Consider the following 25,258-nt stretch of genomic DNA (forward strand, 5'->3'; position numbering starts at 1 on the left):
GACACCCCCTAGGCCCGTCGGGCCCGGAGAGTCCCGCCGCCTGCCCGAGTCAGGGGGTCCAGGTGACGCGGTGCTCCTCCAGGTGGGAGAGGACCGCGTGGTTCGCCTCCCAGCCGTCCGGGAACGACACGGCCGCGCCCAACTGCACCGGCTCGGTCGACGGGTGGGCGTCGAGCAGGTCCGCGACGCCCGCCCGGCAGACCACGATGCACGCGTGCCGGTGCCGGGAGGCGAGCACGCACAGCCGGCCCGTCTCCAGGTGGAAGGCCGTCGCGTCGGGCCGGCCGGACAGCGGGTGGAGGACCACCGTCACGTCGTACTCGCGGCCCTGGAGCCGGTTCGCGGTGTCCACCGTCACGCCCGTGACGCCCAGCCCGGCGAGGGCGGCGCGGACCGCCGCCGCCTGGTCGCGGTGGGCGGTGCCGACCGCGACCCGGTCGGGCGTCAGCGGCGCGGGAGTCTCCGAGCGCTCGGAGACCGCGGCCCCGCCCCGGTCGAGGAGCCGGCGCACCACGACGGCGACCGCGCCCACCGCCTCGGGGTCGGTGCGGGGGGTGTGCCGGGCGGGCAGTTCGAGCAGGCCCCAGCCCGACTCCGCCGCCTCGTCGAGCACCCGGTCGGGCCCCGAGCCGTCCGAGGCGACCGCGAAGGAGAGCCTCCGGTCGCCGGGCCCGGTGCCGCTGCGGAACGGCGTGAACGGGTAGAACGCGTCCGAGACCAGCGGCGCCGCCGAGGCCGGCAGCCGCCAGGACACCGGAAGCCGGTGCTGCGGCAGGTCGGGGTTGTGCGCGAGCAGGGTGGAGACCGCGCTCGCCGACGGGTCGTACGAGAGCCCCGCCCACTGCTCGGCGCCCACCACCGAGAACGGGTCCAACTGCCCGGGGTCGCCCACGAACAGCGCCCGCTCGAAGAGCCCCGCCACCGCCAGCAGCGCGTCCGAGCGCATCTGGTACGCCTCGTCGACGATCGCGTGCGCCCAGGGCTCGACGTTCTTCACGTGCGCCCACTTGGCGGCCGTGGAGAGGACGACCGGCAGCCCCGCGAGCTCCCCCGCCTTCGCCGACTTCCGTACGTTCTCCAGGTCGTTCAGCGCCCGGTCGTACGGGTCGCTGTCGTTCGAGTGCAGCCGGCCGACCTCCAGGTCCGGCTCCTTCTCGGCGAGCCGCAGCACCAGGTCGTCCACCTGCGCGTTCGTCTGGGCCACCACCATCAGGGGGCGTCCCACCGCGGCCAGTTCGAGCGCCGCCCGCACCACGAGCGTCGACTTCCCGGCACCGGGCGGGGAGTCCACCACCACACCGCGCGCGGTGCCGTGCAGGGTCGCCGCGAGGATGTCCGCCGTCGCCCGGCCCGCGGCGGCCGAGGGATCGAACGGCGCCGCGTCGCCGACGGGCGGCTTCGACAGGTCGAACACGGTCACAGCACGTCCTCCGAGGTCACGGCGTCGGGCAGTTCCACGGCGTCGGCCCGCGGCGGACCGCCGTGCGTCCAGGGCGTCTCCTCCGCCTCCGGCAGCTGCGGCCCGACCCGCTGGTCGTGCTCGAACAGGGTGAAGGCGATCCGCTCGCCCTTCTCCGGCACCGAGCCCTCCACGGGCTCCTTCGAGCGGCCCATCCGGTCGAGGAGCCGCAGCACCAGCGCCCCGTCCTCCTCGTGGCGGACGAACTCCGCCGACTGCGGCTTCCCGTCGAGCGAGCGGTACACCTTCACCTTCTCGCCCAGATGCGGCCGGTCCTCGGTGCGGACCGTGAGGAGCGGCCGCGGGGCGGGCCGCTTGGACTCCGTCCACGCCATCGTCACCTCGACCACCTCGGCCGCGAACGCCTCGCCCGACAGCCGCCGTCCGGCGAGCACCAGCGGATCGTCCAGGGCCTCCTGCGCCTCCAGCTGGCCCTGCGCCTGCTCCCGCGCGGCGAGCTTCCGGGCCGCCGTCACGGCGTCGTCCCGGCGCGGCTGCGGCGGCTCGCCCGCGGTGACCCGGTCCCGGTGGGCGGTGAACGACCAGCGGTCGCGGGTCCAGCGGTCCTCGACCCTGGCCCCCTCCGGCAGCTCCCGCAGCAGACCGACCGACCGCCAGACCGCGTCCCAGGTCGGCCGCAGCTGGGAGACGACCAGCCGCCGCACCTCCCGCTCCGCCCGGTGCAGCTCACCGAGACCGCGCTCCGCCGCCTCGCCGTCCTCGGCCGCGCCGACCGCCTGCCGCGCCCGGTCGTACCGCTCGATCGCGGGCGCGAGCAGCCCGTTGTCGAAGGCGGGGTCGGTGGCGGGCCCGGCGGGCGGGCAGAACAGCTGCCCCCGCGGATCCCGGCCCGTCTCGGCCCGCAGCGCCGCCTCGGCGCCCGGCTCCCCGTCGTACGGGTCGATCCACGCGAGCAGCGCCCCCAGGTGCTGGTCCTCCAGCGAGGACTGGCCGGTCGCCCAGTGCCGGTTGAGCAGGTCGGTCGCGCTGAGCAGCAGCGAGGAACCGGGCACCCGGGCCCGGTCGCCGAAGTGCGTCAGCCAGCGCCCGAGCAGCGGGACGCGGGGCGGCGCGGGGAACGGCGTCTCGGGGTCCTGCTCGGCCGTCCGCCGGAACCGCGTGGACCGCCCCAGCAGCCGTACGTACTCGATGCCCGCCCGGCTCGGCACGATCAGCTGCGGCGCGTCCGCGCACAGCTCGACCTCGACCTTCACCTTCTTGCCGGTCTCGGGGTCGACCTCGCTCTTCTCCGCCGCCTCGACGGCCTCGGCGAACGAGTCGACGTACGGCAGGACCTCCTCGGCCAGATCGGCGAGGAAGGCGAACCGCAGCTCCCGGTCCCGGGGCTGGGCCACCACCAGGAGCCGCGGCTCCTCCGGGTCGGTGCCGACGAGCGCCCCCAGCGGGGCACCCGCCTCACCGGCCGTGGTCAGCGGGACGAGCACCAGCGGCCGCGCGGAGACCCGCCGGTGCCGGACGGTGGCGAGCGGCTGGGCACGGCCGGACTCGACGGCCTCCATCCGGGCGAGGGTGGAGATCAGCGACATGTCCGCGCCTCCGTCCCCGCCAGGGCCTCCTCGCGCAGGGCCCGTGCCCGGCGCAGCGCCGCCACCGCGGGGTCGTCCGGGTCCCCCTCCTCGCCCCGGGCCGCCCGGAGGACCGCGCCGACGGTGGTCAGCCCGCCCAGCTCGCCCCGTACCGAGCGGCCCAGGGTCTCCACCGCCTCCGCCTCCCGGGCCCGCGAGCGGCAGTGGAAGGCCAGCTCGCAGGCGGCCAGGCACTCCGGCGCGTACTGGTGGGGCACGCACTCCACCGCCGCCGTCAGCTCCTCCGCCGAGCTCTCCGCCACGTCGAAGCAGACGCCGTCGGGCAGGGCGGCGGCGATCTCGTCGATGCGGGTCAGCCGGTCGAGCTGGCGGCGGGTCACCGACCGCTGCTTGCGGACGTCGACCACCGAGGCCGTCGGCAGGTTGGAGAAGTCCTTCGGGCAGACCAGGAGCACCGACTGGGCCACCCGGGCGCCCTCGGTCACCGCCGCCACCCGTTCGAGCGCGAGCACGTACACGGCGGCCTGCCGGGCCGCCGCACCCACCTTCGAGGCGTCCGCCGCGCCGTCGACCATCGGGAAGGACTTGATCTCGACGACCGTCCACCCGCCGTCGGGGCGGACCACCACGGCGTCCGGTTCCAGGTAGACCGGCGAACCGGCCACCTCCAGGGCGAGCAGGGGATGGTCGAGGAGAGTCCACGCCCCGGCCGCGGTCGCCTCCCGCAGGGCGAGGGCCGTGCGGGCCACCCGCCCCTCGGGTCCGGCGGCCGCCAGCTCGGGCACGGAGACCGCGCCCGGCTCCTCGACTCCGATCAGGCGCAGCAGTTCGCGGCCGCCGTCGGCCTTGACCTTGGCCTCGAAGGAGTTCCCCCGGACGATCGCGAACTGGGACTGCCCGAAGGGGGCGGGCGAGCCGAGCTTCTCGGCCAGGGCGGACTTGTCGACGCCCGCGCCGTCGAGCAGGGCGCGGCGCCGGCAGCCGGGGTTGGCGGCCAGCGCCGCCAGGGCCCGCGCGTCGAGCGGACGCGGCGGGGTGGCCGGTCCGCGCAGCTCAGCGAGCCTCTCCCACGCTCTCGGCTTCGCTGGAGCAGGGGAGACCCCTGGTCGACGTGTCGTCTGCGGAGGTCGGGACGGTCCGCTGTCCGGGGATGCGCTCACCCGCGGAAGTCTCCCATCCGCCACTGACAACCGGGGGCTCTTCGGCCGTCCCGCGCAGTCGCCGGGCGAGCCGCAGCACGTGCGGGGTGAGGAGCAGACCGGCCCCCATGACGGCCGCGCCGGCGACCGCGTCCAGCAGATAGTGGTTGGCGGTCCCCATCACGACCACCGTCGTGAGCAGCGGATACGCGACTCCGAGCGCCTTCGCGACCGGGGTCCGCCCGTACCGCCAGAGCATCACCCCGCACCACAGCGCCCAGCCGACGTGCAGGCTGGGCATGGCCGCGTACTGGTTCGTGAGACCGCCGAGCCCGCGCGGCGCGCTGGCCTCGCCGCCCCACCAGCCGTACGCGCTGAAGTGCGCCATCGTGTCGGTGAAGCCGTGCACCGGGTCGAGCAGCCGGGGCGGGCAGGTGGGCAGCAGGGTGAAGCCGACCAGGCCGAGCAGGGTGGAGAGCATCAGCCAGGTCCGGGCGGCCCGGTAGTGGGCGGGGCGGCGGCGGAAGAGCCACAGCAGGATCGCCGGGGTGACGAGGTAGTGCAGCGAGGCGTACGCGAAGTCCGCCGGGATCCCGAGGGCGGGCACGTCCGTGAACAGCCGGTTCAGCGGGTGCTCGGCGTCGATGCCGAGCAGCCGCTCCAGGCGCAGGATCGCCAGCCCGTGCTCGACGGCCGAGGCCTCGTCGCCGCGGACGAGCAGCCGCCCGCCCGAGTAGGCCGCGTACACGACCGCGATCAGTGCCAGTTCCGCCCACCAGCGTGGCTTGCGCATGTGAAGAGTTCCCCCCGACCGGTGACCGCCCCCGGGGAGGGGACGCCGGACGCCGCCCGCGGGTTGCCCCCACGTCACCGCGAATCCACGTGGGCGATGATGGGGAGAGGCACGTCCGCACCGTGAACCTCTGGAGATCCCTTCCCATGGCACCGCGCATCCTGCTCGCCCGGCACGGCCAGACCGAGTGGTCGCTCCTCGGCCGGCACACCGGCAGGACCGACATCCCGCTGCTCGACGAGGGGCGGCGCGGCGCGAAGCTCCTGGGCGAGCGCCTCCACCGGGGCCCCTGGCAGGGGCTGCCCGGCGTGGAGGTGCGCACCAGCCCCCTGGTCCGGGCGAGCGAGACCTGCGAACTCGCCGGCTTCGGCGACCGGGCCGAGCCGTGGGACGCGCTGATGGAGTGGGACTACGGGGCGTACGAGGGGCTGACCCCGCCGCAGATCCAGGACATCCGGCCGGGCTGGTTCATCTGGCGCGACGCGGTGCCGGACGGCGAGACCCTGGCGCAGTTGTCGGACCGCGCCGACGAGATCGTGCACTGGGCCCGCTCGGCCGATCGCGACGTCCTGGTCTTCGCGCACGGCCACATCCTGCGGTCGATCGGCGCCCGCTGGCTCGGCGAGGACGTCTCCTTCGCCTCCCGCATCCGCCTGGACCCGACGAGCCTGTCCGTCCTCGGCTGGGCGTACGGGGCGCCGGCGGTGGAGCGCTGGAACGACACCGGGCACCTGGAGTAGGCGCCCCGGCCGCCGGGGCCGGCGGCCGGTCCGCGGTCAGTACGCGGCGAGGGCCCGGCGGGTGTCGACGAGCATCCCGCGGATCCGCGCCGAGGCGATGCCCTCCAGGGAGTCCACCACCCGCTTCGCCTCCGCCTCCGCCTCGTCCGGGCGGCCCGCGTGCGCCAGGTTCTTGGCGAGGTGGGCGCGGTAGAGCGCCAGGTTCCGCGCGAAGTGCGGGTTCTGCAGGACCGCGGCCCGGTGGGAGTGCCGGGCCGCCCGGCCCCAGTCGCCGAGGGCCGACCAGCACTGGGCCTCCAGGGCCTCCCGCTCCGGCTCCCCGAAGAACGACATCCACTCGGGGTCGTCGTCGGCCGTGCCGCGGTCGAAGAAGCCGTGGGCGCGGCCGAGGGCCTGCTCGCAGGCCGACCGGTCGCCGAGTCCGGCCCAGGCGGCGGCCTCCCGCAGCGAGAGCAGCGACCGCAGCCGGTCCGAGTCCAGTGTCTGCGCGGCCCGCAGGCCGGCCTGCGCGGCCCGGACCGCCTCGCGGAACCGGCCGGTGTCCCGGGCGAGGAAGGAGGTGTTGCAGAAGGCGTGCGCCTCCAGGGCGGAGTTCCCCGACACCCGCGCGGTGGCCAGCGCCTCGGCGTAGTGCGAGCGGGCGTCCTCGTGCCGGCCCGAGTCGTGGGCCAGCCAGCCCACCGAGAGGGAGAGCTCGCCGGCGCCGGCGTGCAGCCGGTCCTCGGTGGAGCGGCGGGTCATGGTGCCCGTGTCGAGCAGCGCGTAGGCGGCGCGGAGCGGGTGGGCGGCGACCTTGTAGAGCCCGTCGGCGCCGTGCCGGTCGTCGAGCAGGCGGATCTGCCGTACGGCGTCCTCGACGGCCCGCACCTCGGCGTCGCCGATCCGGTGGGTGCCGCGGGGGGAGGGGATCGCTACGGCGGGGCCGCCGAGTCCCAGCGAGGCGGCCGCCAGGGTGGCGGAGCCGCTCGTCATGAATGCGCGACGCAGCACGTCGCTCTCCTCATCGTTCCGGGTCGGGAGTGCCGCGGGAGCCGGAGCCCCGGCCGCGACCGGCTGCCGCCGGCCGCGCACCGTCTCCCGCGCGGAGAAGCCCAGGTCCGACAGACCCAGACCGGGGAACATGTGCAGGAAGACCCGTTCGTACGCGTAGTTGGGGCAACGGATCTCGCCCGCCTCCACGCGCCCGATGTAGCGGGCGTCGCACGCGACCTGTTCGCCGATCTCCCGCGCCGCCCGCCGGACAGCCGCGGCGAACTCCGCCGGCGAATGCTGTCCGCGGAGCCTGCGGAAGGCGAGATTGGGAACTGCCCGTGACGTCGCCATGGCCGAGCCCTCTCCTGTGCTGCCGGGTGGTCCGGCGGCAAGAACGTACCTGCTGTGACCGGATGGACACACAGAGTTTGGCTACAAATCGGATATCTCGCCTGCGATCTGCCATGAACTGCCATCCTTTGCGGCGGCATGGCGCCGTAGCCGTTGACGCGCACGGGCGTTGAACCGTATGGGAGAGACGGAACGTGTCTCCTCAGGAGCGAGGAGGGGTCCCATGTCGGAGATCGGTTCCCAGTCGGCCACGCGGCACGCGCCCGCCCCGGACGCCCGCGCGTCCCGGACCGCCCCCCAGGACAGGGCCCCCCTCCAGGCCGGCGCACCGCAGTCCGCGGAGCCCTGGGACCTGGTCACCGTGCCCGTCCGGCAGGGCCTGGAGGCCGTCGACATCCTGCGCCGCGGGGCCGCCCCGGCCGTCGGCCCCGTCGTCCACGACGGCACCTGCGACACCCTCGGCTTCCTCGTCCCGCCCGGCACGGCCGCCGGCTGGGACATGCCCGGCAGCGCCTGTACCAGGACCTCGGGCCGCGGCCTGCGCCTACCCGAGCTCCCGGAACCCGCCGGGGACGCGCCCCGCCCGGCCGGCTGGCTGCTGCCTCCGGGTGACGCCGACCCCGTCACCGACCCCGTCGTGCTGCGCGAGGCGCTCGGCGAGGCGGCCCGGCTCATCGAGGCGGCGGACGGCTGCCACTGAGCCCCCGCGGACGCCGCCGCCGGGCCCGGGGGCCGCGCGGCGGGGCAGGGGCGAATGCCCCGATAATGGCCCTGTGGCCAGGAACAGACAGCGCGACCGGGCGTCCGCCGCCTCCGTCGTCGAGACCGTCGACGGCGGGCTCGCCGAACTCATACCCGACCGGGAGCGCCCCCGCGCGTGGACGCTGCTCATCGACGGCGCCCCGCAGTCCCACGTGGACCTGGACGACCCGGCCCACCTGACCTTCGAGTACCAGCGTCGCCTCGGCCACATCGCCGACCTCGTCGCCCCGCCGCAGCGGCCGCTCCAGGCCCTCCACCTCGGCGGCGGCGCCTTCACCCTCGCCCGGTACGTCGCCGCGACCCGGCCCCGCTCCACGCAGCAGATCGTCGAACTCGACGGCCTCCTCGTCCAGCTCGTCCGCCGCGAACTGCCCCTCGACGCCGGGGCCCGCATCCGGGTCCGCTCCACCGACGCCCGCGCCGGGCTCGCCAAGGTCCAGGACGGCTGGGCCGACCTGGTCATCGCCGACGTGTTCAGCGGCGCCCGCACCCCCGCCCACCTGACCAGCACCGAGTTCCTCGGCGAGGTGCGCCGGGTGCTGCGGCCCGGCGGCTTCTACGCCGCGAACCTGGCCGACGGTCCGCCGCTGACGCACCTGCGCGGCCAGATCGCCACGGCCGCGTCCGTCTTCCCCGAACTGGCCCTGGCCGCCGATCCGACGGTGCTCCGCGGCAGGCGCTTCGGCAACGCGGTGCTGCTCGCCTCCGACCGGGAGCTCCCGGTGGCCGAGCTGACCCGCCGGGTGGCCACCGACCCGCACCCGGGCCGGGTCGAACACGGAAGGGCGCTCGCCGACTTCGCCGGGGGAGCGGCGCCGGTCACCGACGCGAGCGCCAAGCCCTCGCCCGTACCGCCCGCGTCCGCCTTCCGCTGACCGCGGGGGCGTGTTCAGAGCCTTCGGTCGTCGATCTCCACGCGGGGCGCCGTGTCGTGCCAGACGCAGAAGACGGAGAGTTCGCGGCCCTCCCCGGTGAACGTCACCCGGATCCAGGTCGTCTGCTTCCACACCTGCATCTGCCAGCCCGACGCGGGGGTCGCCGAGACCAGTTCGGCCGAGTCCGCGCCCATGTCGAAGGTGACCCGGCCGCCGTCCACCGTGTAGGTCTTCACGTTCGAGCCGGTCGAGGGCGCGGTCGTCGCGGGGGGCGGCTCCGTCGTGGGCCGCGGTGTCCGGGAGGGGGTCGCCGACGGCGTCGCCGCGGTCGCGCCCGTGCCGTCGGGAGTCGGCCTCCTCGTGACGGCCGCGGTGGGTTCGACGGTCTCGGGCCGCCGGGTCGAGGAGGCCAGCGGATCGCCGCCGACCGGGGCCGGTTCGTCCGCGCCGCCGGCCGGGAGGGGCAGCGCGCGCGGGGGGTCGTACACCGTTCCGGACAGGACCGTGTGCACTCCCCACCAGGAGAGCGTGACCGCCGCGCCGGTGGCGAGCGACCAGGCCAGGGCGTGAACGAGTCCTCTTCGCATCGGGGCCATACTGCACCACGCCGCCGGGGTCCCCGCCGCAGGGTGCGCCGTGCCGCGCGTTCGCCCGAATGGCGTACGGTGCGGCCCATGGCAAGTGTGCTCGTGGTCGAGGACGACCAGTTCGTGCGCTCCGCCCTCATCCGCCGGCTCTCCGAGGCCTCCCACACGGTACGGAGCGTCGGTACGGCTCTGGAGGCGCTGCGCGAGGTCGCCCATTTCCGGTTCGACGTGGTCATCCTGGACCTCGGACTGCCCGATCTGGACGGGTCGGAGGCGCTCAAGATGCTGCGCGGGATCACCGACGTACCGGTGATCATCGCGACCGCCCGGGACGACGAGGCGGAGATCGTCCGGCTCCTCCACGCGGGCGCCGACGACTACCTCGTGAAGCCCTTCTCGGTCGACCACCTCTCGGCCCGGATGGCGGCCGTCCTGCGCCGGGCCCGGTCCGCCGCGGGCGAGGCGCCGCCGCCCCGGGTGATCCGGGTCGGCGGGCTCACCGTCGATCCGCTGCGCCGTCAGGCGGAGCTGGACGGGAGCCCGCTGGACCTCACCCGCCGCGAGTTCGACCTGCTGGCCTTCCTCGCCGGACGGCCCGGTGTCGTCGTTCCGCGCAAGGAACTGCTCGCCGAGGTGTGGCAGCAGTCGTACGGCGACGACCAGACCATCGACGTACATTTGTCATGGCTGCGGCGGAAACTGGGCGAAACAGCCGCCCGGCCCCGCTATCTGCACACCCTGCGCGGGGTCGGCGTGAAGCTGGAACCGCCCCGGGAGACGCAGCCGTGAGATGGGCGCTCGTCAAGGTGTCGCTCGCCGTCACCGCCATGGTCGTCGTCGCCTTCGCCGTACCCCTCGGGCTCGTCGTCAAGGAGATGGCCCGCGACCGGGCCTTCTCCAACGCCGAACGGCGGGCCGCCGGCCTCGCCCCCGTCCTCGCCATCACCACCGACCGCGAGGAACTCGACAAGGCCGTCGCCACCACCGAGGACGGGGCCGCCGGACGGCTCGCCGTCCACGTCCCGGCCGTCGAACCCGGCGACCCGGGGCTGGAGATCGGCACCCGGCGGGCCGGCGCGGCCGAGCTCGCCGCCACCCGCCGGCTCGGCCGGGCGTCCATCGCCGAGGTCCCCGGGGGATTCGCGCTGCTCCAGCCCACCGCGCTCAGCAGCGGCCAGGTCGCCGTCGTCGAACTCTTCGTCCCCGAGGGCGAGGTGTCCAACGGCGTCGCCACCGCCTGGCTCGTCCTGGCCGGCGTCGGCATCGCCCTGATCGTCGGCTCCGTCGCCGTGGCCGACCGCCTCGGCGTCCGGATGGTCCAGCCCGCCCAGCGGCTCGCGGGTGCCGCCCACGACCTCGGCGAGGGCAGACTCGGCGCCCGCGTCCCCGAGGAGGGGCCGCCCGAACTCAAGTCGGCCGCCGTCGCGTTCAACTCGATGGCCGACCAGGTCGTCCAACTCCTGGCCAACGAAAGGGAACTGGCCGCCGACCTCTCCCACCGGCTGCGCACCCCGCTCACCGTCCTCCGGCTCAACGCCGCCTCGCTCGGCTCCGGCCCGGCCGCCGAACAGACCCGCGCCGCCGTCGAGCAGCTGGAGCGCGAGGTCGACACCATCATCCGGACCGCCCGGGACGCGAAGCCGCAGACCCAGGCCACCGGTCCCGGCGCCGGCTGCGACGCCGCCGAAGTGGTCCGCGAGCGCATGGAGTTCTGGTCGGCGCTCGCCGAGGACGAGGGACGCCTGGTCCGCGTCGCCGGCGTCGACCGACCGGTCCGCATCCCCGTCGCCCGCCCCGAACTGGTCGCCGCGCTCGACGCGCTCCTCGGCAACGTCTTCCGGCACACCCCCGAGGGCACGGCCTTCTCCCTCGACGTCCACAACGGCGAGGACGCCGTCATCGTCCTCGTCTCCGACGCGGGCCCCGGCATCGCCGACCCGGCCGCCGCGCTCGCCCGGGGCAACAGCGGCTCCAGGGACGGCTCCACCGGCCTCGGCCTGGACATCGTGCGGCGGATGGCGGAGACCACCGGCGGCGACGTCCGCCTCGGCCACTCGGTCCTCGGCGGCACGGAGGTCCGGATCTGGATCGGCCTCGACGGCCGCGGCACGGGCGGCACGACCGGCCGCCGCGGCCACCGGCCCGCCCGCCGCCGACGCGGCGGCGGTGGCTCGCGGCGGGCCGCCGAAGGCTGACCGCCCGGCCCGCCCGCCAACCTTTCGTGGTCCCGATGCCTTCCTTAAAGGGATCCTAAGGATCCCCACCCGTGCCCTCGGACGCCGGTTTGTCCCTTTCCCGGTCGCTAGCGTGCTGCCGCACCCCCTCACCACCCCCGGCACACAGAGGCAGGCACGCGATGGGCACCAGTTCGCACCGGCGCAGGGCGAGCGCCAGGACCAAGGCCGTCGGAGCGGTCGTCGCCGCGGCCGTCGTCGGCGGGGCCGCCTTCGCGCTCACCGGCACGGCCCAGGCCGCCTCCGTCGGCGCCGCCTACACCAGGACCAGCTCCTGGACCGGCGGCTACACCGGCCAGTACGTCGTCACCAACGAGACCTCCGCCGTCCAGACCGACTGGACCCTGGAGTTCGACCTCCCCGCCGGGACCACCCTCGGCTCCCTCTGGAACGGCGAGCACACCGTCTCCGGGCGCCACGTCACCGTGAAGCCCGCCGACTGGAACAAGCGGCTGGCGCCCGGCGCGTCCGTCACCGTCGGCTTCACCACCGGCTCCGCCGGACAGGCCGGCGACCCCGCCGGCTGCCTCATCAACCGGGCGGCCTGCTCCGCCGGAGGCCCCGCCCCCACCCCCAGCGGCCGCCCCACCACGACCGCCCCCACGCCCACGGCGACGCCGAAGCCGACCGCCACGGCCACCACGAGCCCCCGGCCCACGGCCACCGCGACCACGGCGCCCCCCAAGCCCACGGCGACCCCCACCCCGACCCCCACCGCGACCGCGACCGGGGCGCCCGCCACCGCCGCCCGCTACGCGCCCTACGTCGACACCTCGCTCTACCCGGCGTACGACCTGCTCGCCACCGCCGACGCCACCGGCGTGAAGGAGTTCAACCTCGCCTTCATCACCTCCGGCGGCTCCTGCGCCCCGCTGTGGGGCGGCGTCACCGACCTGGCCAACGACCGGGTCGCCGCCCAGATCGGCGCCCTGCGCGCCAAGGGCGGCGACGTCCGGGTCTCCTTCGGCGGCGCCGCGGGCCACGAACTGGCCCTGAACTGCTCCTCCGCCTCGGCGCTGGCCGCCGCCTACGGCAAGGTCGTCGACCAGTACCGGCTGACCAAGGTCGACTTCGACGTCGAGGGCGCCGCGCTCCCGGACACCGCCGCCAACACCCGCCGCGCGCAGGCCATCGCCCAGCTCCAGAAGTCCCACCCCGGCCTGAACGTGTCCTTCACCCTGCCCGTCATGCCCGAGGGCCTGACCCAGCCGGGCGTGGACCTGCTCGCCGACGCCCGGCGCAACGGCGTCCGCATCGACGCCGTCAACATCATGGCGATGGACTACGGACCGGCCTACAGCGCCGACATGGGCACGTACGCCGTCCAGGCCGCGACCGCGACCCAGGCGCAGATCAAGGGCGTCCTCGGGCTCTCCGACGCGGCCGCCTGGAAGGCCGTCGCCGTCACCCCGATGATCGGCGTCAACGACGTCGTGAGCGAGGTCTTCAGGGTCGACGACGCCACCCAGCTCGTCGACTTCGCGAAGTCCAAGGGCATCGGCTGGCTCTCGATGTGGTCCTCGACCCGTGACAAGCAGTGCCCGGACGGCGCCGTGAACCGCGCCGACGCCACCTGCTCCTCGATCCTCCAGCAGCCGCTGGCCTTCACGAAGGCCTTCGCCGCCTACAAGTAGCCCCCGGACCCGTCGGTCCGCCCCCAGGAACCACTGCGCCCCCCACACCGCGCGCCCCGGCCGGAGACACCCCACCTCCCGGCCGGGGCGCGCACCCCCGTGTCCGCCGCCGTCAGGCCCCGGCGGCCCGCCACTCCTCCGCGTAGTCGTTGAAGATCGCCCGCAGGTGATGGCCGATCTTCAGGTAGTCCAGGTCGTCGAGGTTGGCGAGCGACACCCGGACCGACCACTCGGGGCCGTCGAAGCCGCCGCCGTTGAGGAGGACGACGCCGGTCTGCTCGGCGAGCCGGAACAGCGGGTCGACCGGCTCGTAGTTCTTCTCCAGGAAGTCCGCGAACTTCTTCCCGTGCACCCGCTCGGCCTCGGCGAGCAGGTCGAGCTCCACGTAGTAGCCGGCCCGCTTCACGTCCTCGGCGATCTTCATCTGGGCGCCTTCGAGGAGCAGGTCGAGGCGCTGCCGGACGATGCCGCGGATCCTCTCCTTGTAGGCCTGGCCCTCGGGCAGCAGGTCGAACAGCGAGAACAGCACCATCATGACCTGCTGGGGGAGCGAGAGGCCCGCCGTGTGGTTGAGGGCGACCTGGCGGGAGTCGGCGACCAGGCGGTCGATGAACCGGATCCGCTCCGGCTCCAGGGACAGCGTCCCGTACCGCTTGTTCAGGAGCTCCTTCTCCGCCGCCGGCAGGTTCGCCAGCATCTCGTCGAGGACGTTGTCGTCGTGGAGGCCGATGACGCCGAGCCGGTGGCCGGTGCAGCCGTAGTGCTTGGAGTACGAGTAGACGAGCAGCGTGTTGCGGGGCAGGTCCGCGGCGATCGAGCGGAAGCCCTCGACGAAGGTGCCGTACACGTCGTCCGTGACCACCAGCAGGTTCGGGTTGCTGGTGGCGACGATCTCCTGGATCTGGCTCGCGACCCGGTCGCTCAGCGCGAGCGACGGCGGGTTCGAGGGGTTCACCAGGCAGACCATCTTCACCGAGGGGTCGGCGAGCTTGGCGACCTCCTCGGCCGGGTAGCGCCACTCGCGGACGCCCGTCTCGGTGAACAGGCTCGCGTTGACCGTCACGACGTCGAAGTCGTACGTGTCGAGCTCGGGGATCTCGATGTACGGGGTGAAGACCGGCACCATCAGGGCGATCCGGTCGCCCTTCCGCAGGATCCCGTTCTTCATCAGGGAGTCGAAGATGTAGCACATGGCGGCGGTGCCGCCCTCGGTCGCGAACAGCGACATGGTCCCGGCGGGCGGCCGCTTGCCGAACATCTCGTCGTCGAGGTAGCCGCGGACGATCTGCTCGGCGTGCGGCAGCATCCGGTCCGGCACCGGGTAGTTGTCGCCGATGGAGCTGTCGGTCAGCTCGTGCACGAACGCGTCCTTGCCGAAGCCGAAGCGCTCGATCGCGTACTCCACGCAGCTCTGCAGCAGCTCGATCCCGGGCAGGTCCGGGTGCCGCCGCACGAAGGCGTCGAAACGGTCGCCGGACCCCGGGAGCTCCGGCATGCCGCCCAGGTCGTCGGCGGTCCAGACGCGGCGCGACTCGGAGAGCGCGAAGTGGCCGAGGGCGAGGAAGGCCTCGCGGGGGCCGGTGGCGACCCAGTTCGGGTTGCCGCGGCCCGCGTTGAGCATCTGGGTCTGCGACTTGTCCTTCTGACCGGGCTGGTCGGCCTGGGCGGCCTGCGCGAGCCTGATGAACTTGTCCTTCAGCTCGAACGGCGAGAGCTGCGCGAAGGACTGGATCTCCTCGCGGGTGAAGGTGGTCCTGGGCACGGTGACTTCCTTAGGTGCGAGAGGGGGGCGGGAGGTCGGCTCAGTGGTTGAGGATGACGATCACGGCACCCCAGATGGTCAGCAGGACGTTGCCCACCGCGTAGGGGATCGTGTAGCCGAGCGTGGGGATCTGGGACCGGGACTGCTCGTTGATCGCGCCGATCGCCGCGGTCGTCGTCTGGCCGCCGGCCAGGACGCCCATCAGGATCGGGAAGCGGATCTTCTGGATGTAGTGGCCGACGCCGAAGCCCACCAGCAGCGGCAGCACCGTCGCCACCGCGCCCCAGACGAGCAGCCCCCAGCCGGCCGTCGAGAGGCCGCTGGTGAAGCTGGGGCCGGCGTTGATGCCGACGACCGCGACGAAGAGGCAGAGACCGAGGGTGTCCATGAACCACTGGGCGCCCGGCGGCACGTTGCCGTACGTCGGGTACTTGCCGCGGATCCAGCCGAAGACCAGACCCATGATCAGCGCGCCGCCCGAGGTCGACAGTGAGATCGGCACCCCCGACACGGTCAGCGCCGGGATGCCGATGCAGCCGCCCAGGAAGATGCCGAGGCCCACCCAGAGCATGTCGGTGGCGAAGGAGGTCGGCACGGGCTTCCCGATCGCCCGGCCTGCCGGGTCCACCAGGCGCTTCGGCCCGGTGAGGACCACCGTGTCGCCGCGCTCCAGGGTCGTGGACAGCCGGTACGGGAACTCCGCGCCCGAACGGTAGACCTTGTCGACGTACACGCCGACCATGAACGGCTCGCGGCGCAGGTCGGCGATCGACTTGCCGAGCTGGGCCTTCTCCGAAGCGACGACGTGCAGGGTCTCCGTCTGGTACCCGAGCAGCTCCACGTCGTCGGTCTCCGGACCGATGTGGGCGCGGGCGTCGAAGTCGACGAGCGAGCCGCGCAGGGCGCTGACGGCGACCACGTCGCCGGAGCGCAGCACCGTCTGCTGGTCGTGGTCGAGGATCAGGCCCTCGCGCCGGACCCGGGTGATGTAGATGCGGTGCCCGAGCTCCTTCTGCTGGCTCTCGAAGTCGTCGATGGTCCGGCCGACCAGCGGCGAGCGGTCCATCCGGTACGCGCGCAGGACGACCTCGTAGTAGCCCTCGGCCAGGTCGGGGTCGTCGGCGGGGGCGTCGAGCTCCTTCGCCATCCGTGCGGACTCCTCGGCCAGATCCCGCTTGTACAGCTTGGGCAGGACGTTGGCGAGCAGCATCGCGCAGAGGATGGTGCCGAGCGGGTAGGTGACGGCGTAGCCGATCGCGACGAGGTTCTCCTCGGTCTTCACCTGCTCGGCGGAGAGCCCCGGCAGGGTGCCGATGGCGTCCTGGGCGACACCGATGACCGCGGACTGGGTGAGCGCGCCGCCGAGGAGGCCGGCGGAGAGGCCGGGGCCGTAGCCGAGCATCACGGCGAAGCCCCAGGACACGAGGAGCCCGGTCACGCAGACGACGACGGCGTTGACGACCTGCGGGATGCCGTCCTTCTTCAGGCCGCGGAAGAACTGGGGGCCGACCTTGTAGCCGAGGGCGAAGAGGAACATCGTGAAGAAGAGGTTCTTCACCGTGCCGTCGATGGTGACCTTGAACTGGGCGCCGAGGAGCAGGCCGGCCACCAGGCAGCCGGTGACGGCGCCGAGCGCGATCGCCTTGTAGCGGAGCTTGCCGAAGAGGAAGCCGAGTGCGACGGTCAGGAAGACGAGGAGCTCGGGGTGGGGCTGGAAGATGTTCCGGTTGAGAAAGTCGATCATGGCGTCCCTCACGCTCCGAGAATGCCGACGAGCAGCGGTCCGGTCAGGGGCAGGAGGAAGTTCGAGAGCGTGTACGTGATCGTGTAGCCGAGCATCGGTACGGAGCTCTGGGCGACCTGGGTCACCGAGGTGATGGCCGGGGTCGAGCACTGCTGGCCGGCGATCGCGCCGATGAGCAGCGGTTTCTCGATGTTCAGGAGCTTGCGGCCGACGAAGAGCGAGATCGTCGCGGGGACCAGGACCATCGCGATCCCGGCGAACGGCAGCAGCGCCCCGTACTCCTTGAGCAGCGGCCAGGCCTGCGGGCCCGAGACCAGGCCCGTGCAGGCGATGAAGATCGCCAGGCCCATGTCCTTGAGGGTGGCGGCGGCCTGCGGCGGGAAGGCGCCGAAGGTCTGCGTCCGGGAGCGGAACCAGCCGAAGAGCAGGCCGGAGATCAGACAGCCGCCGCCGGTGCCGAGGGACATGGGGACGTCGCCGAACTCGACGACGACCTGCCCGAGGAGCGAGCCGCAGACGATGCCGAGGCCCAGGTAGATGAAGTCGGTGGCGTCGTTCCTGACGACGGCGCCGACCTTGGACGCCAGTTTGCCGAGGCCCGCGCGGGCGCCGACCAGGGTGAGGACGTCGCCCCGGGCCACGACGGTCTCCGGGGTCGCGGGCAGGTGCTGGTCGTTGCGGAGCACGTCCGTCACGTACACCCCGCCGGAGGAGAACTCCGGGTGCTCCCGGGAGAGGGCGTCCAGGGACTTGCCCGCCGCGTTGCGGTCGGTCAGCGAGACCTGGGTGGTGGCGAGCGGCGTGTCCAGGCCCGGGACGGCCGGGGTCTCGGGGCCGATGACCCGGCCCGCCTCGATGATGTTGGCCCGGCGTCCGACGGTGAGGACCAGGTCGGAGAGCGTCAGCTCGAAGTCGGGCGGGGGAGGGGTGAGGACCTTGCTGCCCCGCTTCACCGCCTCCACGGTGACCCGGCCGCCGAGCGCGTGCTCCAGGTCGGCGACCCGGGTGCCGTCGGCCTGGGTGACCAGGAACGTCCGGCCGACCATGCCCGGCAGCGCCTCGCGCTCGTCGTCCTCCAGGCCGCCACCGGAGCCGCGCATCCTCTCCCACAGCTCGCGGCAGGCGTCGCGGAGGTTGATCCGCATCATCATCGGCATGATCTGGCTGGTGTAGATGACGATGGTGATCAGGCCGAAGAGGTAGCAGACGGTGTACGCGGTGGCCACATGGCCCTGGTACTGGGTGATCTGCTCCTGGGTCAGGTCGGACAGGTTGCCGATGGCCTCGGTGGCCGTGCCGACGACGGCGGACTCGGTGGCGGCCCCGGCGAGGATGCCGGCGGCGGTGCCCACGTCCAGGTCGAAGGCCTCGGCGAGTCCGAGGGCGATGCCGACGACGCAGACGACCTCGATCAGGCAGAGGGCGAAGAACCGCAGGCTCTTCTTGTTGAGGTTCGCGAAGAACTGGGGTCCGGCCATGTAGCCGAGCGAGAAGATGAAGAGCGCGAAGAAGATCGTCTTCACGTCGTCGGAGATCGTGAGCTTGGTCCAGGCGCCGAGCAGCAGCGAGACGATCAGGGTTCCGCAGATGCCGCCGAGGGTGATGGGACCGACCCGGAGCTTGCCGACGAGGTAGCCGGCGGAGAGACAGAGGAAGAGGGCGAGTTCGGGGTTGTCGCGCAGGACTCCCATCCGCCCTCACCCCGCCCAAGCAGGGCGAATCGTGAGGATATTGGACATAAAGGGACGCTAACAGGGTGACGGCGGAACGTGGTCAACGCCTCACCCGAACGAGTGAGCTAGTGAGAGGTGTTCGACCCGCGCGGACGCCGGGCCCCGCGGAGGCGGGCGCGCCGGCCCGGGGTCCGGTGGCCGTGAGGGCCGTGACATGACTCAGGCCCCGGTTCGCGAGGAACCGGGGCCTGACCCGAAAGGGTGAGTAACGGGACTCGAACCCGCGACATCCTGGACCACAACCAGGTGCTCTACCATCTGAGCTATACCCACCATGACCGGCGGTTTCCCGAGGGTTTCCCCGACCGGCCGAGAAGAAGTCTACAGGGTCCTGGAGGGTGCTCGCGCCCGCATTGATCTGCGGGCACGAGCGGCCCTGCGCGGAGGGGGTTATTCGGCCGGGACGACGTGGCGCGCCGCGATCCGCTTCGCGGTCTCCGAGTCGGGACCGGGCTGCGGGACGAAGACCGCCTCGCGGTAGTAGCGCAGCTCCGCGATGGACTCCCGGATGTCGGCGAGCGCCCGGTGGTTGCCGTTCTTCTCCGGACTGTTGAAGTACGCCCTCGGGTACCAGCGGCGGGCCAGCTCCTTGACCGAGGAGACATCGACGATCCGGTAGTGCAGGTGGCCCTCCAGGGCGGGCATGTCCCGGGCGAGGAAGCCGCGGTCCGTGGAGACCGAGTTCCCGCACAGGGGCGCCTTGCCGGGCTCCTTGACGTGCTCGCGGATGTACGCGAGGACCTGGGCCTCCGCGTCGGCGAGCGTCGTGCCGCCGGCGAGCGCGTCGAGCAGCCCCGAGGCCGTGTGCATCTGGCGCACGATCTCGGGCATGGTCTCCAGGGACGCGTCCGGCGGGCGGATCACGATCTCCACCCCGTCGCCGAGCACGTTCAGTTCCGAGTCGGTGACCAGTGCGGCCACCTCGATGAGTGCGTCGTCCGTCAGCGAGAGCCCGGTCATCTCGCAGTCGATCCACACCATGCGATCGTTCATGCGTCCACCTTAGGGGCTCTTCCCCGGGTCGGAGCGGGCCGAGCCGCCCCGGCGCCGGCCCGTTCCCGGGCGACGGGGCCGCCCCGCGGCGGGGACGGGACGCCGACGGGCCCCCGGGGGGATGTCCCCGGGGGCCCGTCGTTCCTGCGTCGCGCCGCTTGTGGCGGCGGCGGTCTCCTTCTTACGGAGCGCCGCTCACGGCGCGCTCCGCTGGCCCGGGAGCGCGGGGCGCCCCGGAGCGTAGGCGTCCGACTGCGGCTTCCCCTGGTCCAGCGGGGACACCGGGCGCCTGATTCCGGCCACCACCTGTGCGGGCACGACCGGGTCGAGCACGGCCGTGGCGGCCTCGCCCTGCGGCCGCCGCGCACGGTACGCCGCCCGGTAGGCCGCCGGCGAGGAGCCGAGCTGCCGCCGGAAGTGGCCGCGCAGTGCCACCGGCGAGCGGAAGCCGCAGCGGCCCGCGACCTCGTCCACCGAGTAGTCGGAGGTCTCCAGGAGCCGCTGCGCCTGGAGCACCCGCTGGGTGATCAGCCACTGGAGGGGGGCCGAACCCGTCAGCGAGCGGAACCGGCGGTCGAAGGTCCGCCGTGACATGTACGCGCGGGCGGCCAGGGTCTCCACGTCGAACTGCTCGTGGAGGTGCTCCAGCGCCCAGGCGACGACCTCGGCCAGCGGGTCGGCGCCGATCTCCTCGGGTAAAGACCTGTCGAGGTAGCGCTCCTGACCGCCGCTGCGCCGCGGCGGGACGACCAGCCGACGCGCCAGGGCGCCCGCGGCCTCCGTGCCGTGGTCGGTCCGCACGATGTGCAGACACAGATCGATTCCGGCCGCCGTGCCCGCGGAGGTGAGCACGTCCCCGTCGTCGACGAAGAGCTCCCGGGGGTCCACGTGGACCGACGGGTAGCGCTTGGCGAGCGTCGGCGCGTACATCCAGTGCGTCGTCGCCGGGCGGCCGTCGAGCAGGCCGGCCGCGGCCAGGACGAACGCCCCGGTGCACAGGCCGACGATCCGCGCGCCCTCCTCGTGGGCGCGGCGCAGCGCTTCGAGCGCCTCCGGCGGCGGCGGCGAGGTGATCGACCGCCAGGCCGGGACGACGACGGTGCCCGCCCGGCTGATGGCCTCCAGGCCGTACGGCGCGGTCAGTTCGAGGCCACCGGTGGTCCGCAGCGGTCCGTCCTCGCCCGCACAGACGAGCAGTCGGTAGCGGGGCACTCCGGCGTCCTGCCGGTCGATGCCGAACACGGAGAGCGGGATGGAGCTCTCGAAGATGGGGCCGCCGCTGAACAGCAGCACCGCGACGACTTCGCGACGGCGGCGCCCGGTCAGCTTCCGTGCGGCCTCCGGTGCGGTGGAGTCCTGGCTCATGACGCTAAGCCCCCCTCGGTGTTCGCGTCTCCCTGGTCGTGTCGCTCCTGCACGTTTCCCCTCGGTTTTGCACGAGACCCCAGTCTTCGGTACCCATGATCGAATCTACTGTGTCCTGTGGCGCCGGCGTGACAAGTTCTTCATCCGGTGGATTGTCGACAAGGCCACTTGGCGTGAAGCGATCGATCGCGAAGTCTTCCGTCGGGAGCCGTCCGGCGGAAGGGGCGGGGTGGCGAACGCCCCCGTACGCGGGGGGTGCGGGCCGTGGGGACAGGGCTCGCGCGGGTGTCGGGGCCGGGGTTGGGCAACCGTTTCGCCAAGGACTCGCCGGTGGCTGGAAGTTGGCTGAAAACATATGGGTTCGCCTGTACGAACCTGTCAACTCCACGGGCGGCGGGCCCGATCGGCGCCCCGGTTCGGGAGGGTTTGCACCCCCGAAAACCTAGGGGGTGTCCTGCCCCCGCCGCCGGCCGCGCACACCCTCGCTCCGCAGGCCCCGCTCCGAGCGGCGCAGCAGGGCCCGGCAGGCCGCCGTCACCGAGACGAGACCCAGCGCGGTGCCGGTGGCGCCGCCGAGCGAGCTGCCGTAGACCAGCAGGACCACCGGGACCAGGACGCAGCAGAAGACCGCCCAGCGGACGACGTCGCCGGACTGGTCCGCCCCGGCCGCCCCAGCGGCCGTCCCCTCGTCGCTCCCCGTGGTCGCCCCCGTCCCCCCGTACGGCCCCGTGTCCGCTCCGTCCGCCGGCCCGCCGCCGCCTCCCGCCCGCGACGCCGCCCGCGCCGCGGCGCCCGGATCCGGATGGCCGGCGGCCGGGCCGAGGACGGGTGCCCGACGGCGGCCGCGGGGCCCCGAGACGGCGGCGGTGCGGGTGGCGGGGGCGGTGGAGGTCTGGCCGGCGGCGGTCGATGGTGCGTGCACGGGCGGTCTCCCTGCGACGGTGGGCTGGACCTGTGGCAACGAGAAGCGGAACGTTACGGTCACTCTCGGCGACGTCCGTTTGGCCCCCGTACGGACACCTGTAGGGCACAACCGGCATTGCCAGATCCCGAGACCCTCGTGCATGCTCCCTGGGACGCCGCGCGCGAGCGGGGTCACGCCGGGGAGCGACGCGGCGGGCTCTGGGCAGGAGAGGAGTGTCGCCGTACCCTTGGGGGTATGGGCTTGGGAAGATGATTCCCGGACACAGCTCCGCCGCCACCCGTTGTTCCGCCCCTCCGTTTCCCGTCCCTTCCCACGAGGACCCTCTTCGCCGAGACACCGATGGCCGGTCACGAATTCCCCGAACCCGCGGACCGCAAGCGCGTCGCCGACTCCACGGTCGACCCCCTCGCGGTCGAACAGCCACGTCACGCCTGCGACCCGGCCTTCCGGCACGGCGTCGTCGTCGGCTTCGACGGCTCCATGTCCAGTGAGCGCGCCCTCGCGTACGCCATCGGCATGGCCCGCCGCTCCGGCTCGGGCCTGATCATCGTGCACGTGGCCAACCGGCTGCCCACCACGGTGTGGGCCGGCTGCGAGCCCCCCGTCTTCGTCGACGTGCCCGACCACCGGACCGAGGTCCTCGGCCTGGAGCTGGCCTGCGCCGAGCACCTCTCCGAGGTGCCCTGGATCCTCGTCGAGCGCGGTGGCGACATCTGCCACGAGCTGGAGGAGGTCGGCCGGGAGTACTCCGCCGACGCGATCGTGGTCGGCTCCACGCACGGGATCGTCGGCCGGATCTTCGGCTCGGTGGCCGGCCGGCTCGCCCGCCGCGCCCAGCGGCCCGTCATCGTCATCCCGTAGGGCGGACGAGCGCCGCCGCGGTCCGGTCCGCTGCCACAACCGCCCCTGTTCTCCCGCCCGTTCCGCGCGACCCGTGGGATCACTTTCCCAACTGACGTCATCGCGCCATAAATTCGGCCTTCCTCAGGTGAATTGTGTGCTTGTGAAGGGTACATAAGCGTCACCGGAACACAGCAGCTCACGCAGGACACCTGCGCATCTGAAGGGAGCCCGCCGTGGACAACGACGTCGCCGCGGGAAACACCACCTCCACTCTCGGCCACCTCGCACTCGGACTGACCCTGCTGGCCTTCGGCCTGGGCGGGACGGGGATCATCGACAACGTCGCGGCAACGGATGCCGCGGGCCTCGCCACCTGGGTCGGCGGGGTGACGCTCTTCCTCGTCGGTCTGCTCGCCCTCCGCGCGGGCGACAAGGGCGACGGCACGGCGTTCGCGGCGCTCGGCGCCTTCTGGTTCACCTGGGGCACCGCGGCCGGCGGCGGCGCGTCCGCCGACGCGGCGGGCGTCTTCCTGCTCCTGTGGGCGCTCCTGGCGCTCACGCTGACGCTGGCCGCCTCGGGCGGCGGGCTGTTCGGGCAGGGCGTCTACGGGCTGCTCTTCGTCGCGCTCCTGCTGCTCGGCATCGGGGCGCTCGCCGACAACGGCGGGCTCGCGAAGGCCGGCGGCTGGGTGGCGGCGGTCGCCGGTCTGGCGGCCTGGTACGGCGCCACGGCGACGGTGGCCGGCTGGCCGACCGCGCTCGGCCGGGCGAACCGCGGCGCGGCCACGGCGAGCTGACGGCGGGACGTACGGCAGCGGGACGAAGAGAAGCGGTCCCCCGTGCACCTGGGATGCACGGGGGACCGCTTCGTGTCCGGTCGAACCGCCGGGGGACAGGCCCGGCGGCGAGGCTCGGGGGGGACAGGCCCCGAGACGCTGCTACTCGACCGTGACGGACTTGGCCAGGTTGCGCGGCTTGTCGATGTCGCGGCCCATGGCGAGCGCCGTGTGGTAGGCGAGGAGCTGGAGCGGGATGCCCATCAGGATCGGGTCCAGCTCGTCCTCGTTCTTCGGCACGACGATGGTGTGGTCGGCCTTGGCCTGCGGCTGGTGAGCGACCGCGAGGATGCGGCCGCTGCGGGCCTTGATCTCCTCCAGGGCGGCGCGGTTCTTCTCCAGCAGGTCGTCGTCGGGGACGATCGCGACCGTCGGCAGGGCCGGCTCGATGAGGGCGAGCGGGCCGTGCTTGAGCTCGGAGGCCGGGTAGGCCTCGGCGTGGATGTAGGAGATCTCCTTCAGCTTGAGGGAGGCCTCCAGGGCCACCGGGTAGCCCCGGACGCGGCCGATGAACATCATCGACTGGGCGCCGGCGTACTCCGCGGCGATCTTCTTGATCTCGTCCTCGGTCTCCAGGATCTCCTGGATCTGCGCGGGCAGCTTGCGCAGGCCCTCGATGATCCGCTTGCCGTCGGTGACGGACAGGTCGCGGATGCGGCCCAGGTGCAGGGCGAGCAGCGCGAAGGCGGTGACCGTGTTGGTGAAGCACTTGGTGGAGACGACGCAGACCTCGGGGCCGGCGTGCACGTACACGCCGCCGTCGGCCTCGCGGGCGATGGCGGAGCCCACCACGTTGACCACGCCGAGGACGCGGGCGCCCTTGCGCTTCAGCTCCTGGACGGCGGCGAGCACGTCGTAGGTCTCGCCGGACTGGGAGACGGCGATGTAGAGGGTGTCGGGGTCCACGACCGGGTTGCGGTAGCGGAACTCCGAGGCCGGCTCGGCGTCCGCGGGGATGCGGGCCATGGACTCGATGAGTCCGGCGCCGATGAGACCGGCGTGGTACGAGGTGCCGCAGCCGAGGATCTTGATGCGGCGGATGGTGCGGGCCTCGCGCGGGTCCAGGTTCAGGCCGCCCAGGTGCACGGTGGAGAAGCGGTCGTCGATCCGGCCGCGCAGCACGCGGTCGACCGCGTCGGGCTGCTCGGAGATCTCCTTGTGCATGAAGGTGTCGTGGCCGCCCATGTCGTACGAGGCGGCCTCCCACTCCACGGTCTCCGGGGTGGCGGTGGTGGTCGCGCCCGAGGTCGTGTAGGTGCGGAAGTCGTCGGCCTTGAGGGTGGCCATCTCGCCGTCGTCGAGGGTGACGACCTGGCGGGTGTGGGCGATCAGCGCGGCGACGTCGGAGGCGACGAGCATCTCCTTCTCGCCGATGCCGAGGATGACCGGCGAGCCGTTGCGGGCCACGACGATGCGGTCGTTGAAGTCGGCGTGCATCACGGCGATGCCGTAGGTGCCCTCGATGACCTTGAGCGCCTCGCGGACCTTCTCCTCCAGGGTGGTGGCCTGGGAGCGGGCGATGAGGTGGGTGATGACCTCGGTGTCCGTCTCGGAGGCGAAGACGACGCCGTCGGCCTCCAGCTTGGCGCGGAGCTCCTGGGCGTTGTCGACGATGCCGTTGTGGACGACCGCGACCTTGTTCTCGGGGTCCATGTGCGGGTGCGAGTTGATGTCGCTCGGCGCGCCGTGGGTCGCCCAGCGGGTGTGGGCGATGCCGGTGGTACCGGTGAAGCGCTTGGGGACCCGGGCCTCCAGGTCGCGGACGCGGCCCTTGGCCTTCACCATCTTCAGGCCGGAGGCCTTCGGGCTGGTGACGACCATGCCGGCCGAGTCGTATCCCCGGTACTCCAGACGCGCCAGGCCCTCAAGGAGCAGGGGGGCGACGTCGCGCTTTCCGATGTAACCGACAATTCCGCACATAAAGGTGAAACCCCTCCAGGTTGGTGAGTGTGTCCGCGTGCCCG

At 73.2% G+C, this 25,258-nt stretch carries 21 protein-coding genes and 1 tRNA gene; 8 read left to right on the top strand and 14 right to left on the bottom strand.

Going from position 1 to position 25,258, the window contains the following annotated elements; genetic code table 11:
* Window positions 1–49: 49 nt before the first annotated feature.
* Genes ACY0MR_RS23365 through ACY0MR_RS23380 form a run of 4 tightly spaced genes read right to left on the bottom strand, consistent with a single transcriptional unit; the run spans window position 50 to window position 4,938 of the window.
* Window positions 50–1,420, bottom strand: a complete 1,371-nt coding sequence (locus ACY0MR_RS23365; protein ID WP_361853054.1) for an AAA domain-containing protein — start codon at window positions 1,418–1,420, stop codon at window positions 50–52.
* Entirely contained in the window at window positions 1,417–3,006 is a 1,590-nt protein-coding gene (locus ACY0MR_RS23370) for a hypothetical protein (RefSeq protein WP_388798453.1), read from the bottom strand. The genes ACY0MR_RS23365 and ACY0MR_RS23370 overlap by 4 nt, the downstream gene beginning before the upstream one ends.
* Window positions 2,997–4,166: a hypothetical protein gene (locus tag ACY0MR_RS23375; protein WP_388798456.1), complete on the bottom strand. Its 1,170-nt coding sequence runs from the start codon at window positions 4,164–4,166 to the stop codon at window positions 2,997–2,999. Before ACY0MR_RS23375 ends, ACY0MR_RS23370 begins: the two co-directional genes overlap by 10 nt.
* Window positions 4,060–4,938, bottom strand: a complete 879-nt coding sequence (locus ACY0MR_RS23380) for a phosphatase PAP2 family protein (protein WP_473555133.1) — start codon at window positions 4,936–4,938, stop codon at window positions 4,060–4,062. Before ACY0MR_RS23380 ends, ACY0MR_RS23375 begins: the two co-directional genes overlap by 107 nt.
* Before the next feature lie 146 nt (window positions 4,939–5,084).
* Here ACY0MR_RS23380 and ACY0MR_RS23385 point away from each other — a divergent pair, with 146 nt between their 5' ends.
* The gene (locus ACY0MR_RS23385) at window positions 5,085–5,678 is read left to right on the top strand and encodes a histidine phosphatase family protein (protein WP_361853066.1); all 594 of its coding nucleotides are present in this window, start codon (window positions 5,085–5,087) and stop codon (window positions 5,676–5,678) included.
* Between the two features lie 36 nt (window positions 5,679–5,714).
* Here the strand turns inward: ACY0MR_RS23385 and ACY0MR_RS23390 are convergent, their stop codons facing one another.
* Complete coding sequence (locus ACY0MR_RS23390) at window positions 5,715–7,001, bottom strand: tetratricopeptide repeat protein (RefSeq protein WP_388798461.1); 1,287 nt, start codon at window positions 6,999–7,001, stop codon at window positions 5,715–5,717.
* Window positions 7,002–7,224: 223 nt separating this feature from the next.
* Here ACY0MR_RS23390 and ACY0MR_RS23395 point away from each other — a divergent pair, with 223 nt between their 5' ends.
* Window positions 7,225–7,701 (top strand): hypothetical protein, encoded by a 477-nt coding sequence (locus ACY0MR_RS23395; protein WP_473555135.1) that lies wholly within the window; start codon window positions 7,225–7,227, stop codon window positions 7,699–7,701.
* 73 nt (window positions 7,702–7,774) lie between these two features.
* Window positions 7,775–8,638 (top strand): spermidine synthase, encoded by an 864-nt coding sequence (locus tag ACY0MR_RS23400; RefSeq protein ID WP_388798467.1) that lies wholly within the window; start codon window positions 7,775–7,777, stop codon window positions 8,636–8,638.
* A gap of 14 nt (window positions 8,639–8,652) precedes the next feature.
* On the opposite strand, the gene ACY0MR_RS23405 is transcribed toward ACY0MR_RS23400, so the two are convergent.
* Window positions 8,653–9,234 (bottom strand): hypothetical protein, encoded by a 582-nt coding sequence (locus ACY0MR_RS23405; RefSeq protein WP_388798469.1) that lies wholly within the window; start codon window positions 9,232–9,234, stop codon window positions 8,653–8,655.
* A 78-nt stretch (window positions 9,235–9,312) separates the two neighbouring features.
* Here ACY0MR_RS23405 and ACY0MR_RS23410 point away from each other — a divergent pair, with 78 nt between their 5' ends.
* The 3 genes from ACY0MR_RS23410 (at window position 9,313) to ACY0MR_RS23420 (ending at window position 13,093) form a co-directional block, all read left to right on the top strand.
* On the top strand, window positions 9,313–10,014 hold the full coding sequence (locus ACY0MR_RS23410) for a response regulator transcription factor (RefSeq protein WP_361853081.1): 702 nt from the start codon (window positions 9,313–9,315) through the stop codon (window positions 10,012–10,014).
* A complete protein-coding gene (locus ACY0MR_RS23415) occupies window positions 10,011–11,420 on the top strand; it encodes a sensor histidine kinase (RefSeq protein WP_388798474.1) in 1,410 nt (469 codons plus the stop codon). Before ACY0MR_RS23410 ends, ACY0MR_RS23415 begins: the two co-directional genes overlap by 4 nt.
* A 161-nt stretch (window positions 11,421–11,581) precedes the next feature.
* Window positions 11,582–13,093 (top strand): glycoside hydrolase family 18 protein, encoded by a 1,512-nt coding sequence (locus tag ACY0MR_RS23420; protein WP_404082691.1) that lies wholly within the window; start codon window positions 11,582–11,584, stop codon window positions 13,091–13,093.
* 112 nt (window positions 13,094–13,205) lie between these two features.
* Here ACY0MR_RS23420 and ACY0MR_RS23425 read toward each other — a convergent pair whose 3' ends face one another.
* The 7 genes from ACY0MR_RS23425 to ACY0MR_RS23455 all read right to left on the bottom strand — a co-directional run bounded on the left by ACY0MR_RS23425 (window position 13,206) and on the right by ACY0MR_RS23455 (window position 21,612).
* Window positions 13,206–14,855 (bottom strand): bifunctional aspartate transaminase/aspartate 4-decarboxylase, encoded by a 1,650-nt coding sequence (locus ACY0MR_RS23425; protein WP_361860361.1) that lies wholly within the window; start codon window positions 14,853–14,855, stop codon window positions 13,206–13,208.
* Window positions 14,856–14,895: 40 nt separating this feature from the next.
* A complete protein-coding gene (aspT, locus tag ACY0MR_RS23430; RefSeq protein ID WP_473561871.1) occupies window positions 14,896–16,599 on the bottom strand; it encodes an aspartate-alanine antiporter in 1,704 nt (567 codons plus the stop codon).
* Between the two features lie 8 nt (window positions 16,600–16,607).
* A complete protein-coding gene (aspT, locus tag ACY0MR_RS23435; protein WP_473555140.1) occupies window positions 16,608–18,290 on the bottom strand; it encodes an aspartate-alanine antiporter in 1,683 nt (560 codons plus the stop codon).
* A gap of 242 nt (window positions 18,291–18,532) precedes the next feature.
* A tRNA-His gene (locus tag ACY0MR_RS23440) sits at window positions 18,533–18,605 on the bottom strand.
* A 117-nt stretch (window positions 18,606–18,722) separates the two neighbouring features.
* On the bottom strand, window positions 18,723–19,325 hold the full coding sequence (orn, locus tag ACY0MR_RS23445) for an oligoribonuclease (RefSeq protein ID WP_361860367.1): 603 nt from the start codon (window positions 19,323–19,325) through the stop codon (window positions 18,723–18,725).
* Between the two features lie 195 nt (window positions 19,326–19,520).
* Window positions 19,521–20,690, bottom strand: coding sequence for a helix-turn-helix domain-containing protein (locus tag ACY0MR_RS23450; protein ID WP_361862801.1), 1,170 nt, complete (start codon window positions 20,688–20,690; stop codon window positions 19,521–19,523).
* Window positions 20,691–21,132: 442 nt separating this feature from the next.
* A complete protein-coding gene (locus ACY0MR_RS23455) occupies window positions 21,133–21,612 on the bottom strand; it encodes a hypothetical protein (RefSeq protein WP_473555143.1) in 480 nt (159 codons plus the stop codon).
* A gap of 342 nt (window positions 21,613–21,954) precedes the next feature.
* Between ACY0MR_RS23455 and ACY0MR_RS23460 the strand changes: the two genes are divergently transcribed.
* Together ACY0MR_RS23460 and ACY0MR_RS23465 are read left to right on the top strand one after the other, a co-directional pair.
* Window positions 21,955–22,476, top strand: coding sequence for a universal stress protein (locus tag ACY0MR_RS23460; protein WP_055643330.1), 522 nt, complete (start codon window positions 21,955–21,957; stop codon window positions 22,474–22,476).
* Window positions 22,477–22,691: 215 nt separating this feature from the next.
* Window positions 22,692–23,255 (top strand): GPR1/FUN34/YaaH family transporter, encoded by a 564-nt coding sequence (locus ACY0MR_RS23465; RefSeq protein WP_473555146.1) that lies wholly within the window; start codon window positions 22,692–22,694, stop codon window positions 23,253–23,255.
* Window positions 23,256–23,396: 141 nt separating this feature from the next.
* Here the strand turns inward: ACY0MR_RS23465 and glmS are convergent, their stop codons facing one another.
* Window positions 23,397–25,214 (bottom strand): glutamine--fructose-6-phosphate transaminase (isomerizing), encoded by a 1,818-nt coding sequence (glmS, locus tag ACY0MR_RS23470; protein ID WP_229313884.1) that lies wholly within the window; start codon window positions 25,212–25,214, stop codon window positions 23,397–23,399.
* Window positions 25,215–25,258: the final 44 nt, after the last annotated feature.

Source organism: Streptomyces sp. JN8, from assembly GCF_055808075.1.

Bases quoted from the DNA above. Each gene is read 5' to 3' on its own strand.
- orn (WP_361860367.1), bottom strand. From the start codon at position 19,325: ATGAACGATCGCATGGTGTGGATCGACTGCGAGATGACCGGGCTCTCG.
- ACY0MR_RS23380 (WP_473555133.1), bottom strand. From the start codon at position 4,938: ATGCGCAAGCCACGCTGGTGGGCGGAACTGGCACTGATCGCGGTCGTG.
- ACY0MR_RS23460 (WP_055643330.1), top strand. From the start codon at position 21,955: ATGGCCGGTCACGAATTCCCCGAACCCGCGGACCGCAAGCGCGTCGCC.
- ACY0MR_RS23450 (WP_361862801.1), bottom strand. From the start codon at position 20,690: ATGAGCCAGGACTCCACCGCACCGGAGGCCGCACGGAAGCTGACCGGG.
- ACY0MR_RS23395 (WP_473555135.1), top strand. From the start codon at position 7,225: ATGTCGGAGATCGGTTCCCAGTCGGCCACGCGGCACGCGCCCGCCCCG.
- ACY0MR_RS23420 (WP_404082691.1), top strand. From the start codon at position 11,582: ATGGGCACCAGTTCGCACCGGCGCAGGGCGAGCGCCAGGACCAAGGCC.
- ACY0MR_RS23405 (WP_388798469.1), bottom strand. From the start codon at position 9,234: ATGGCCCCGATGCGAAGAGGACTCGTTCACGCCCTGGCCTGGTCGCTC.
- aspT (WP_473555140.1), bottom strand. From the start codon at position 18,290: ATGGGAGTCCTGCGCGACAACCCCGAACTCGCCCTCTTCCTCTGTCTC.
- ACY0MR_RS23385 (WP_361853066.1), top strand. From the start codon at position 5,085: ATGGCACCGCGCATCCTGCTCGCCCGGCACGGCCAGACCGAGTGGTCG.
- aspT (WP_473561871.1), bottom strand. From the start codon at position 16,599: ATGATCGACTTTCTCAACCGGAACATCTTCCAGCCCCACCCCGAGCTC.
- ACY0MR_RS23410 (WP_361853081.1), top strand. From the start codon at position 9,313: ATGGCAAGTGTGCTCGTGGTCGAGGACGACCAGTTCGTGCGCTCCGCC.
- ACY0MR_RS23370 (WP_388798453.1), bottom strand. From the start codon at position 3,006: ATGTCGCTGATCTCCACCCTCGCCCGGATGGAGGCCGTCGAGTCCGGC.
- glmS (WP_229313884.1), bottom strand. From the start codon at position 25,214: ATGTGCGGAATTGTCGGTTACATCGGAAAGCGCGACGTCGCCCCCCTG.
- ACY0MR_RS23390 (WP_388798461.1), bottom strand. From the start codon at position 7,001: ATGGCGACGTCACGGGCAGTTCCCAATCTCGCCTTCCGCAGGCTCCGC.